The organism is uncultured Mailhella sp. (assembly GCF_905187505.1).
In the GTDB taxonomy this organism is placed as follows: Bacteria; Desulfobacterota; Desulfovibrionia; order Desulfovibrionales; family Desulfovibrionaceae; genus Mailhella.
On the sequence record NZ_CAJJIC010000061.1, the window covers coordinates 1 to 12,848 of the forward strand.

General features: G+C 62.7%; 9 protein-coding genes. All 9 read left to right on the forward strand.

The window, feature by feature from the left end; all coding sequences use genetic code 11:
• The first annotated feature begins 190 nt into the window (after positions 1 to 190).
• Positions 191 to 1,570 carry an arylsulfotransferase family protein gene (locus tag QZZ60_RS06985; protein ID WP_295639768.1) on the forward strand — a complete coding sequence of 460 codons (1,380 nt, stop codon included), beginning with the start codon at positions 191 to 193 and terminating at the stop codon, positions 1,568 to 1,570.
• Between the two features lie 60 nt (positions 1,571 to 1,630).
• On the forward strand, positions 1,631 to 3,103 hold the full coding sequence (locus QZZ60_RS06990; RefSeq protein ID WP_295639770.1) for an SLC13 family permease: 1,473 nt from the start codon (positions 1,631 to 1,633) through the stop codon (positions 3,101 to 3,103).
• Between the two features lie 575 nt (positions 3,104 to 3,678).
• Positions 3,679 to 5,694, forward strand: coding sequence for a proton-conducting transporter membrane subunit (locus QZZ60_RS06995; RefSeq protein WP_295639773.1), 2,016 nt, complete (start codon positions 3,679 to 3,681; stop codon positions 5,692 to 5,694).
• Positions 5,694 to 6,623: an NADH-quinone oxidoreductase subunit H gene (locus QZZ60_RS07000; protein ID WP_295639776.1), complete on the forward strand. Its 930-nt coding sequence runs from the start codon at positions 5,694 to 5,696 to the stop codon at positions 6,621 to 6,623. Before QZZ60_RS06995 ends, QZZ60_RS07000 begins: the two co-directional genes overlap by 1 nt.
• A 3-nt stretch (positions 6,624 to 6,626) precedes the next feature.
• Complete coding sequence (locus QZZ60_RS07005) at positions 6,627 to 7,271, forward strand: hydrogenase-4 component E (protein WP_295639779.1); 645 nt, start codon at positions 6,627 to 6,629, stop codon at positions 7,269 to 7,271.
• Between the two features lies 1 nt (position 7,272).
• Complete coding sequence (locus tag QZZ60_RS07010; RefSeq protein ID WP_295639782.1) at positions 7,273 to 8,775, forward strand: proton-conducting transporter membrane subunit; 1,503 nt, start codon at positions 7,273 to 7,275, stop codon at positions 8,773 to 8,775.
• Positions 8,775 to 10,268: an NADH-quinone oxidoreductase subunit C gene (locus QZZ60_RS07015; protein ID WP_295639786.1), complete on the forward strand. Its 1,494-nt coding sequence runs from the start codon at positions 8,775 to 8,777 to the stop codon at positions 10,266 to 10,268. Before QZZ60_RS07010 ends, QZZ60_RS07015 begins: the two co-directional genes overlap by 1 nt.
• 9 nt (positions 10,269 to 10,277) lie before the next feature.
• Entirely contained in the window at positions 10,278 to 11,081 is an 804-nt protein-coding gene (locus QZZ60_RS07020; protein ID WP_295639789.1) for a 4Fe-4S dicluster domain-containing protein, read from the forward strand.
• A 551-nt stretch (positions 11,082 to 11,632) separates the two neighbouring features.
• A complete protein-coding gene (gene glpQ / locus QZZ60_RS07025; RefSeq protein ID WP_295639792.1) occupies positions 11,633 to 12,661 on the forward strand; it encodes a glycerophosphodiester phosphodiesterase in 1,029 nt (342 codons plus the stop codon).
• Positions 12,662 to 12,848: the final 187 nt, after the last annotated feature.

Sequence of the window (12,848 nt, forward strand, 5' to 3'; positions counted from 1 at the left end):
CTCCTTTCTTGCGATAAAACTCTTTGCTTTTTCAATAGGATAAGCTAATAACTAAAATTTTTTATGGTTATACTATAAAAAATTATTGTTATTAACCAAAATTTTTGTTAGCTTTTCTTCAAGAGAAATTTTTCTCACGAACATTCCGGAATTTCGCCAAAAGAACCTCTGCCGAAACAAGGAGTACATCATGCCCCAGTCCATCAATCTTACCGGCGTGCTGCGCTATGACCCCGACAAATGCTGGAACGGTTACACGCTTCTTCCCTGCAGCACCGTCCACTCTGGAAAGGGAGCCGTCCTCATCGACATGAACGGCGAAGTCGTCCAGACCTGGGAAGGCGTTCTCGGCGCCTATCACAACATTCTCTTCCCCGACGGCAGCATCATGGGTACTTCCGGCATCAACGCCGGACACCGGCACGACAACAAGGATCTCATTCATGTGGACTTCGACAACCATCTTCTCTGGAAGGTGGACAATACGACGATGGTGAACCTTCCCGACGGCTCCATCGTCCCCTCGGCAAGACAGCATCATGACTTCCAGCGTGCGGGAAGTCCCACGGGCTACTACTGCCCCGGTCAGGAACCCGACCCCAAGGGCAACACCCTGTTCTGCTCCACGAAGATGGTGAACCGTCCCGACATCACTCCCCACCCCATCGCCGACACCTGGCTTGTGGAAGTGGATCAGGAAGGCAACGTTCTGTGGGACTGGCTGATTACCGACCACTGGGACGAAATGGGCTTCAGCGACATTGCCAAGGCCGTGTACTATCACAATCCCATCATGCACGCCGCGGGCTACACCAAGGAGACCTATTTCAACAACTGTGCCTACCTCGGCCCCAACAAATGGTATGACGCCGGCGACGAGCGCTTCAATCCCGAGAACATCATTGTCGACATCCGCAGCTGGAACGTTTCGTTCATCATCTCCAAGAAGACCAAGGAGATCGTATGGCGTCTCGGTCCGGACTATGTGTCCGACCCGAAGCTGAAGGCCATGGGCGCCATCATCGGTCAGCATCACGTACACATGATCCCGCGGGGCCTGCCCGGCGAAGGCAACATCCTGCTGTTCGACAACGGCAGTCAGGCCGGATTCGGCAACGGCACGCAGGTGTCTCCCAACGGCATCTACACCGAGCGCCGCGGCTACTCCCGCGTGCTGGAGCTCAACCCCGTCACCATGGACGTGGTATGGAAGTACGGCGAAGACTCGGCCTATGAGAACGAGTATTTCTCCATCAACGTCGATCAGCACTTCTACAGCGGCTACTGCTCCGGCGCGCAGCGTCTGCCCAACGGCAACACGCTCATCTGCGAGTGCATAGGCGGCCGCATCTTCGAGGTCACGCCGGACAAGCGCATCGTCTGGGAATTCGTGGATCCGGGGCTGTTCACCTTCCGTGCCTTCCGCTATCCCTACGACTGGATTCCCCAGCGTCCGAAGCCCGTGGAAACTCCCGTGATTCCTCCTGCGCCCTCCACGCTCAGGCTCAAGAACTTCACCAACGATCACTACATGGAAGACTTCTACGGTCACCAGAGCCGCTGGATATGAGCCTGTCCCTCCCGGAACGGCAACCGTTCCGGGAGCTTCTTCAGAAGTTGAGGAGTCCGCATGAAATCCGCATATCTCAGACAGCTGCTTTTTCTTCTTCTCGGTCCTGCCTCGTGCTTCGTCATTGCCCACACCCCCGCCCCCGAGGGCATGACGCCTCAGGGCATGCTCAATCTCGGAGCCTGCGCGTGGATCATGCTGTGGTGGCTTACGGAAGTATTTCCCATGCCCGTCACGGCCATTCTCTCCATCCCCATCTACGCGCTGCTCGGCCTGCTTGCTCCGGCAAAGGCGTTTTCCTACTTCGGCTCCACGTCCGTCATGCTCATCTTCGGCGCAACCATACTCGTGGGCCTGCTCAAGGAAAGCAACTTCATCCTCCGTTACGCCTACATGGTCATGAACTGCCGCTTCGTTCACGGCAGTCAGTTCCGGCTCTTTCTGCTCTTCTCTCTGAGCACGGGCATGCTCTCCGCCATAGCGCCCAACATTCCGCTCATCATCATCTTCGTCTATATCGTGGTCAATCTGGCCCGCAGCTGCGAGGTCAGCCCGAAAAGCCGGCTCGTGCGCGGTCTCACCGTACTGTCCGGCGCGGCTCCGGCCATAGGAGGCATAGGTACGCCCCTCGGCGGCGTGCCAAATCTCGTGGTCATCGCTCTCATCGCCAGAATCATGGAGCAGGAGGTCACCTTCTGGCAGTGGAGTGCCCTTGGACTGCCCATAGCCTTCTTCTCGCTCATCGTTCTGTCCGTCATCGCCTTCTTCTACTTCCGCACGACCGAATCCACTGCCTTCCTCAACAGGGACTTCCTTGAAGAAAAACTGAAGGGCTTCGGCCCCATGTCGCGCTACGAGTGCATCGCCATGTGTGCCATGGGCATCGCGCTCGTGCTCTGGAGCTTCGGTCCCAGCATCGCGAAGATGATCGGATGGAATGCCGGACAGACACTGCTCAACGGTCCCTTTGTCGCCGTGCTCATGGGTGCGGCAACCTTCCTTCTTCCGCTCAGACGAAGCGAAAAGGACGGCAGGATCATCTTTGCCATGGACTGGAAGAAGGCCCTCGAAAACATCAGCTGGGACATTCTCGTCATCACGCTCGGCATCCTCGCCTTCGGCGACGTGCTCCTTGCCGGCGGCATCGACAAGTGGATGGCTGTCCTTCTTCAGGACATACTCGGCAACATCTCCGGTCTGTGGGTCTGGTTCATCTGCGTGCTGTTCGCGGGACTGGCCTCTCAGGTGGTCACGAACCTTGCCCTCATTTCCCTCGTCATTCCCATGACGGCCAGTCTAGCCGCCATTTACGGATTCAATCCTCTGGCCGCCTGCGTATCCGTGGGCATGACAGCCAACGTTGCCGTCATGTTCCCCTTCTCCAGCGTCGGCGCGGCCGCAGCCATCACCGGCGGCAGCGAATACGCCTTCACCCGGGACTTTGCAGGATACGGCTTCTTCGTGTCTCTCACCATATCCGTGCTGGTCTTTCTCATGGCCGTGTTCTTCGGCGACATGCTCTTCCCAGCCTGACGGGCCCTCCCGTCTCCGTCCCCGGCCTCATGACCTGTCCCGTCTTCAGGTCATGAGGCTTTCATCTGTTCCTGTCCCACCGCACCCCGCCGGGCCTCCTGCATGCCGCGCCGTCGCTCCTCCGCGCCCTTAGCGTCTTCTCAGAAAAATCACGACGAAAAAAATTTTTCCGTCCCGTGCCTATCCTGCTGGCGAGAGGCGAGCCGCCTTTTCCCTCAGTCCGCCCGAGGAGCGAAAAATCCCGGCCCGTCCCTGCCTCTTCCCCGCATGCTTCGCGCAGCAACGATGACTTCCTCTTCCGGTGATTTTCCTGGAAAAAAAGACCACTTCCGACCCCCTGCCCTCGCCGTGGGCGTCCGCGTCTTCATCTCACGCGTGCCCTCCGTCACGAAGAACGCAGGAACGCATCAGGTGGGCAGCGAAGGCGCAATCCTCGAAAAAAGCCTTTTTAACGCAGCCGGACGACGGCAAAATTCCCCTTTCTTCTTCTTGCGTTTTGGCCGCAACGGGTCTAACGTCTGAGCGCCTTTTTGCCTTTTTCCTGCGGGCATACCACGTTTACGCACGGGGATGTTATGGATACCTTTCTTCTCGCCCTTCTGCTTATGGCGGCGGGCGCTCTGCTTACCGGTGTCGTCGCGCTCAGGCCGGTAAGCCACGCCACCAACCGGACGGCCAACTTCATTGGTCCGGCCAGCGCTGCCGCGGCCTGTCTTCTGGGCGTGTACGGACTGTTTTCCGGCGGCTGGAGCAGCGCGGAAAGCTTCATGCTGCCGTGGGGACTGCCCTTCGGCGCGTTCGCGCTCGGACTCGACCCCCTTTCGCGCCTCTTTCTGCTGCCCGTGTTCGCCCTGGGCTTCACCTGCGCGCTCTCAGGCTGCATTTCCCTGCGCCACAGCGACCCTGCCGAACACAATCTCGGGGCGCACTGGCTTTTCTATCTGCTCCTTCTTCTGGGCATGACCTGCGTGATGACGGCGCGCGACGCGCTCTTCTTCATGCTCTCCTGGGAAATCATGTCCCTCTCGCCCTTTTTCCTCATCGACTTCAACGACCGCGACAGGCTCGTGCAGGACGCCTCATGGGTCTACCTCGTGGCGGCCCACCTCGGCGCGGTGCTGCTCATCGCCTTCTTCGCCCTGCTCTGGCAGGAGTGCGGCTCCACGCTCTTTTCGACCATGGCCATGAAGACGCCCGTCCACGGCACGGCGCTCTTTCTTCTGGCCGTGCTCGGCTTCGGGGCCAAGGCCGGTCTTGCTCCGCTGCACGTCTGGCTTCCCGAGGCGCATCCCGCCGCGCCGAGCCACGTTTCCGCCCTGCTCTCCGGCGCCATGCTGAACGCCGGCCTCTACGGCATCATCCGCTCTCTCGACTTCTTCGGTCCGGCGCATGAAATGCCCGGCTGGTGGGGCTGGCTGCTCATGGCGGCAGGCATGCTCACCGCGCTCATGGGCATACTGAAGGCGCTTGCCCAGAGCAACTTGAAACGCCTGCTCGCCTACTCCAGCGTGGAGAACATGGGGCTCATGATCATGGGCGCGGGCATAGGACTCGTGGGCATCCACACGGGCAGCGCATGGACGGCGGCTCTCGGCTTTGCGGGCTGCCTTTTCCACATGCTCAACCACTCGGCCTTCAAGGGTCTGCTCTTTCTGTGCGCAGGCGAAGTGCTGCACGCCGCGGGCACCGTGGACATGACGAAGCTCGGCGGCATTCAGCAGCGCATGCCCATGCTCGGCGCGCTCTTCGCCCTGGGCGCGGCCTCCATCGCCTGCCTGCCTCCCTTCAACGGCTTTGCCGGCGAATTCGTGCTCTCCCTTTCCATGCTGCGCTCTCTGGAGCTGCCCGGCATGGAACAGAAAATAGCCATGCTCGCCTGCCTCACCGGTCTCATGCTCACAAGCGGCCTTTCCGCCGCCGTGTACGCCAAGGCCTACGGCATGACCTTCCTCGGTCAGGCCAGAACGAACGCTGCCGCCGCGCTCCATGCGCCGCAGAACCGCTTTCTGCTGCCTCTCGTCATTCCGGCGGCGGCCTGCGTGCTCGGCGGTCTCTTCGCGCCCTGGGCCTTCAAAATGGTCCAGCCCACGCTGGACTTCATTCCCGTCATGCACGCCGGGCTCATCACGCCAGCCGCAGGCGTCATACGTTCCACGGAAAGCCTGCTTGCCAGAATTTCCCTCATCGGCGGCGCGGCCCTGGCCCTCGTCGTGCTCTTCGCGCTCGTCCGCCGCGTTCTGCTCGCACGGCACGGAATGAAGCGCGGCCCCGTGTGGGGCTGCGGCTACCAGTACGGCACGCCGCGCATCCAGTACACTCCCGCCTCCTTCGTGGAGCCCGCCGCCCGCATCTTCGGCCGCGTCATGGGCACCACCGTGAAGACCGAAAAGCCCGCCGGACTCTTCCCCGCTCCCGTCAGACTCGACGTGGACGCCCCGGACGTGGTGCGCGGCCGCTTCTACGCGCCGCTCTTCCAGCTCATGGAAAAAGGCTGCAACGCGCTCAAGATTCTGCAGAACGGCCTCGTGAACATGTATATTCTCTACATACTCGTCACGCTGGTGGCGCTTCTCATCTGGGGGATAGCATAATGAACGCCTGGCTCTATGTTGCCGAATTCGTCCTTGTGCTCATGCTCGCGCCTCTGGCATCGGGCGTCATCAACCGCGTGAAGGCCCTGTTCGCCGGACGTCACGGCAAGCCGCTGCTCCAGCTCTACTACGACATCTTCAAGCTTCTGCGCAAAGGAGAGGTCCTCGGCGAAAACGTCACCTGGGTGTTCTCCGCCGGGCCCGTCATCGCCATGGTCTCGTCCGCGGCGGCGCTCGCCCTGCTGCCCCTCGGCGGCGTGTCCTCGCCCCTCGCCTTTCAGGGCGACTTCATCCTCTGCGCCTATTTTCTGGGCATGGGGCGCTTCGCCACCGTGCTTGCCGCTCTTGATACCGGCTCGCCCTTCGAGGGCATGGGCGCAAGCCGCGAGGCCCTTTTCGGCGCTCTCGGCGAACCCGTGCTCTTTCTTGCGCTGCTTGCGCTCATCACCACGGCCGAAAGCCTCGGCGTGCCGAAGGAGCTCTCGCTCTCCACGCTGTTCAACGGCTTCTCTCCGCAGGCCTGGCTGAGCGGACGGCCCGAGCTCGTCATGCTCGTCTTCGTCATGGGCGTGCTGCTGCTCATGGAAAACTGCCGCATTCCCGTGGACGATCCCACCACGCACCTTGAACTCACCATGATCCACGAGGTCATGGTGCTCGACCACTCCGGCCCTTCCCTGGCCTTCGTGGAATACGGGGCGGCCCTCAAGCTGTGGCTCTTCTCCTCGCTGCTCACGGGTCTCGTCCTTCCGGCCATGCCCGTGTGGGCGTACACGCTCTCGTCGATTCTCGGCGTGTTCCTCTGCGCCGCAATCGTGGGCGTCATCGAGTCCGTCATGGCGCGCCTTCGCATGCACGTGGTTCCCGCGCTCGCGGGACTGGCCGGTTCCGTGGCCGCCTTCGTTCTCATTCTGACCCTGGTTCGGTAGCCTATGTCATCGCTCTTCCAGTTCGTCATTCTTCTGCTGCTCGTCACCGACCTCATCATGCTCTGGTCGGGACGCATACTCATGCTCATACGCCTTTCCGCCGTGCAGGGCGTGCTGCTTGCCGCGCTGCTGCTTCTGCCCGTGAACGGCGTCATGGACGCGGAACACGTGTTTCTGGCCGCGGCGGTCTTCGCGCTCAAGGGCGTGGGCTTCCCCGTGTTTCTGCGCCACGTGTGCCACAAGCTCGGCATCGAACCCATGGTGCGCCCGCGCCTCGGCCGCATGTATCCCCTGGCCGCAGGCCTTGCGGGTCTCGCCTTCTCGCTGTGGCTGGAAGGACGCATTCCGGCCGTGGTCGACCTCTTCCCGCCGCTGCTCTTTCCCGTGGCCCTCACCACGCTGTTCTGCGGCCTCATCCTCGTGGTGGGCTGCGCCAAGGCGCTCGCCCAGGTCACGGGCTATCTCGTGGTGGAAAACGGCATATTCATCCTCGGCATCCCGCTCATGACCGAAGGCTCGGTATGGTTCGAGCTCAGCATTCTGCTCGACGTGTTCGCCGCCATCTTCGTCATGGCCATCGCCATCAACCACATAAGCAGCGCGTTCGACTCCATCGACGTGGCGCGCTTCCGCAACCTGAGGGACTGACATGACGCTCGCCCTGCTCCTTTTCGTCCCGCTTCTGGCCGGACTTTTCATGTTCGTTCCCGGTTCGTGGCCCCGCCGCGCCCTGCTCGTGGTCACCGCGCTCGCCCACCTTGCGCTCTCTTCGCTCACCCTGCGCGAGCTGCTCGCCGGGGCGCACCCCACGGCGCTTTTCGGCCTGCTCCAGCCCGATCTTCTCGGCGCCGTCTTTCTCATGCTGGCCGCCGTGCTCTTCGCCGCGGCCTCCGTGTACGCCGTGGGCTACCTGCGCGAAGAAGACAAAAAGCACGTCAAGCGCGACATCCAGAAGGGTCAGCTCTTCACCAACGCCCCGGAAACGCGCTTTCTCTCCTGCCTGTGCTTCTTCGTGGCGGCCATGACCCTGGTCACCACCACGGCCAATCTCGGCGCGCTGTGGGTGGGCATAGAACTCACCACCCTCGCGAGCGCCCCGCTCATCTACTTCCACCGCCACCGGAGCTCCATGGAAGCCACCTGGAAATATCTCATGATCTGCTCCGTGGGCATCGCCCTCGCGCTGCTCGGCAACATTCTCATGAGCGTGGCCTTCCACGATCCTGCTTCGGCCATGCCCGAAGGCATGGATCAGCTTTCCGCCTTCATGGAGCGTGCCCGCGGCATCGAGGGAACCAGCCGCGTCATCTGGCTCAAGGCCGCCTTCATCTTCCTGCTCGTGGGCTACGGCACCAAGATGGGCCTCTCGCCGCTGCACACCTGGCTTCCCGACGCCCACAGTCAGGCGCCGTCCATGGTCTCGGGCATGCTCTCGGGCGCGCTTCTCAACTGCGCCCTGCTCGGCATCCTGCGCGGACATCAGATCATGCGCGCCGCGGGACTCGGCGAATTCAGCGGTCAGCTTCTCGTGTTCTTCGGCCTTCTCTCCATGGTCACGGCCGCGGTGTTCATCGTGGGTCAGGGCCACTACAAGCGCCTTCTGGCCTACTCCAGCGTGGAGCACATGGGCATACTCGCCCTGGCCTTCGGCGTGGGCGGAGGCGCGCTCTTCGGCGGTCTGCTGCACGCCGTGTGCCACTCGCTCACCAAGTGCATGCTCTTTCTCGTGGCGGGCAACATCCTCACCCGCTATCACTCGCTCTCCAGCTACGACGTGCGCGGACTTCGGCAGGACATGCCCCTTTCCGGCGCGCTGTGGACGGCGGGCTTTCTCGCCATCGTGGGTTCTCCGCCCTTCGGCCTGTTCGTCAGCGAATTCACCATTCTGAAGGGACTCTTCGCCCAGGCCGGGCTCGTCGTGGCCTTCATCTATCTCGCCGCGCTCGCCGTCATCTTCGTGGGCATGTCCATTCCGGTGCTGCGCATGGTGCAGGGCACGCCGCCCCACGACGTGCCCATGGACTACCATGAATCCCTTTTCAGCGTTCTTCCGCCCGCCGTGCTCTGTCTCATGGTGCTCGGTCTCGGCCTTGCCGTGCCCGACTGGCTCGTGGAAACGCTCAACCGCGCCGCCGCGCTTCTGGGGGCCTGATGTTCAACTACCGCGAATCCGTCGACTGGAACGACGTTCCTCTTGTTTCCATGGACGCGCTGTGCGCCTCCGTGGTGGAGCGCTGCCGCAGAGGCTGGCGTCTTCTGGCCCTGTTCGGCGTGCCTTCCCCTGCGGGAACCGAAGTCGTCTGCATTCTTGCCGACGCCTCATCAAGGCTTCTCGACGCCGTGCGCGCCCTGCCCGGCCGCGCCTACGCCTCCATCACGCCGCACTGTCCGCAGGCGCATCTGTTTGAGCGCGAGCTCTTCGAGACCTGGGGCATAAGGCCCGAGGGACATCCGTGGCTCAAGCCCGTGCGCTTCCGCCCCGCAGAAGGGGAAAAGAGGACGCTGCGTCCCGGTCCGGCCGAAACCGACTACTACCGCGTGGAAGGCGCCGAAGTGCATGAGGTGGCCGTGGGCCCGGTGCACGCGGGCGTCATCGAACCCGGCCATTTCCGCTTTCAGTGCTACGGCGAAAACGTCATGCATCTGGAAATCGAGCTCGGTTTCCAGCACCGCGACGTGGAACGCCTCATTCTCACCTCGCCGTCCCGTCTCGTGCTTCCGCTCATGGAAAACATTGCGGGGGACACGGCCATAGGTCACGCCACGGCCTACTGCACCGTGGCCGAGCGCCTTGCCGGCGCAAGAATCACGAACAGGGCGCACGTTCTGCGCCGTCTTGCGCTGGAGCTCGAGCGCCTTGCCAACCACACCCGCGACCTCGGCGCCATCGGCGGCGACACCGGCTTTCTGCCCTCCTCGGCGTGGAACGGCCGCATCACCGGCGACTTTCTCAACATCACCGCGGAAATCTGCGGCAGCCGCTTCGGCCGCAATCTGCTCTGCGTCGGCGGCGTGAAGTGGGACGTGGACGCCGGTCTCAGTCAGGCGCTGATCAAACGCCTGCGCTCCGCCTTCCGCGACGCACGCGGCTCGGTGGACGTCATGCTGGAGACCTCCAGCGTGCTTGCGCGTCTCACGGGCACGGGCAAGGTCTCGTTCGAGGACGCCCGAGCGCTCGGACTCGTGGGCATGGCGGCACGCGCCTGCGGCGTGGACATGGACGCCCGCACGGACTGGCCGCTCTGCGACGTGGCGGGAGGTTCGACGCACAAGCGCATCCGAACGACGGGCGACGTGCTGGCCCGCACGCTTCTGCGCAGCGACGAGCTCAACGACTCGGCCGCCTCGGCCGAATCCGATCTCATGCAGCTCGGCTTTTCCAGCGGAGAGGAACGATGCCGCGTTTCCGTGCCCGAAGCTCTGCCCCCGCACAGGCTGGCCGTGGCGCAGGTGGAAGGCTGGCGCGGCGAGATATGCCACGTGGGCATGACCGGCAACGACGGCTCCTGGCTGGCCTACAAGGTGGTGGACCCGTCCTTTCACAACTGGTCAGGCCTCGCCATGGCCCTGCGGGGGGAACCCATTTCCGACTTCCCGCTGTGCAACAAGAGCTTCAACCTGTCCTACTGCGGGCACGACCTGTAGGAATACGCCATGCTGAACATCATCAGAGAACGCCTGCATCAGGGCTACCGCACCCTGAACTACCCCTTTGCATCCCCTTCCATAAGCCCGCGCTTCGCCGGTCTCCCCTCCCTTGAGCCCGGCTCCTGCAAGGGCTGCAAAAGCCGCGCCTGCCTTGCGGCCTGTCCCACGGGTGCGCTGCGCATCGCCGCCGAAGGCCCGGAACTCGACATGGGCCGCTGCCTGTTCTGCCGCGCCTGCGAAACGGCCTGTCCCGAAGGCAGGATCACCTTCACCCACGAGCACCGGCTTGCCGCCTACACCCGCGAAGCGCTCATCGTGCGCGGCCGGGCCCCGGAAGATGTCGACCAGCCCGGCATACGCCCTGCCCGGGGCGAACAGAAAAGGGATCTTTCGCTCTTTTCCCGCTCCCTCAAGCTGCGCGAGGTGAGCGCGGGCGGCTGCATGGCCTGCGAGGCGGACGTGAACGTGCTCGGCACGCTCATCTACGACCTCGGACGCTTCGGCATCGAATACGCGGCCTCGCCCCGTCACGCCGACGGCCTGCTCGTCACCGGCCCTGTGACGGAAAACATGAAAAAGGCGCTGCTCGACGCCTGGCAGGCCGTGCCGGAACCGAAAATAGTCATTGCCGTGGGCGCGTGCGCCATTTCAGGCGGCACGTTCCGCGGCAGCCGCGAAGGGTGCGGCGGCGTGGAATCCGTGCTTCCTGAGGGAAGCGTGGACGTGTACGTGCCGGGCTGCCCGCCCAATCCCTGGACCATACTCGACGGCATTCTGTCCGTGGCGTGGAAAAAACGCATGGCAAAGTAAGAAGCGGAGGGCTGCTCCGCCATCCCGAAGGGGCGGTCTTCCGCCCCTTTTTCGTGCCCGCAGGCTCTTCCCGGCACGCCCTCCCTGCGACCGCTTCCGCTCCCCTGCCGCCGCCGGGGGACAGCCTGCCCCAGCGCCTCAGCGCCGCCGAAGCCCCGGAGCCGACCGTCTGCGAGGAAGGATTCCCGTCCGCGCGGCACGCGCCGAAGCCTGCCCCCGGACGGAACGTGGCCGTCCGGGAATCAACGATGCCCCGACCGTCAGCACCACGGCCGCATGACCATGCACATTTCTGTAGCATCCTTATTTTGTTAAGCATTTTTCTTTGAAAAAATGCCGCCTTCCATGACGCACTTCTATGACGCATCTTTTTTTCATGCTCTAACTGCCGTGCAACACTGCAAAAAGAGTTTTCGAGACGCGTTTCGTCACGTCACAAACGCCGTTTCCGTCTGGACGAAAAGAGTACCATGTGTTATAGGCGAGTCAATCCGGCTACGAATCGACATTTCGTGCGATCGTCCGGTTCACGCTGCAACAGGAGAGTATCCATGCGTAAAGCGCTTCTTGTCCCGGCCCTCGCCCTGGCCCTTCTGCTTCCCCTCTCGGCCAGCGCCGCCGACTATCGTCCCGACGTCGCCGCCCATCGCGGCGCGAGCGGCTATCTGCCCGAGCATACCCTGCCCGCCAAGGCCATGGCCTACGCCATGGGCGTGGACTATGTGGAACAGGACGTGGTCATGACCAAGGACGGCAAGCTCATGGTCATGCACGACATTCTCGTGGATACCACTACCGACGTGGCCAAGAAGTTCCCCGACCGCCATCGTGAAAACGGCCGCTATTACGCCTCCGACTTCACCTTCGACGAGCTGCGCACCCTGCGCGTGACCGAACGCTTCGACCCCAAGACCGGCAAGGCCGTGTTCCCCGGCCGCTTCCCCGACTCCCCCATCGCCTACCAGATTCCCTCCCTTGAGGAGGAATTCTATCAGGTACAGGGCCTGAACAAGTCCACCGGCAGGAACGTGGGCGTGTACGTGGAAGTGAAGGAACCCGACTTCTTCACCGCTCAGGGTCTGGACATTCTCAAGGCCACCATCGACACCATGACCAAGTTCGGCTACAACAGCCCGGACAGCAAGGCCATTCTGCAGATCTTCGACTATGAGGCCGTGATCCGCGCCCGCGAACTCGGCTGGAAGGGACAGCTGTGCATGCTGGTCACCGCCGGCGGCCAGGGCGTCAAGGACGACAAGGCCCGCCACAAGTGGCTGACCACGCCTGAAGGCATCAAGGAAGTGTCCAAGTACGCCACCATCTACGCCCCGAACTTCAACCTGCTCGCCGTGCCCACGGCCGACGGCAAGGGCTACACCCTTTCCAACATCGGCGACATCGCCCGCGAGAACGGCATGAAGCTGCATTCCTGGACTCTGCGCAAGGACTCCCTGCCCAAGGGCTTCAAGGACTTCAACGAAGTGCTCGACGTGTCCTTCAAGCAGCTCAAGGTGGACGGCATGTTCTCCGACTTCCCGGATCTGCTCGTGGAATACCTCAAGGCCAACAACCTGCGCTAAATAGCGACGCCGCGCCGAAGACGGCGTGAGTCCGTCTCACGGACTTCCGGCGCACGAGACAAAAAAGACCGGTCTCCTTCGGGAAACCGGTCTTTTTTCATGGCGGACTCTCTTCCGCAACATTTCTTCACGGGAGCACGCCCGTCTCCGCGGCAGCGACACGGCAGAAACGCCGCTCGCTCAGCCC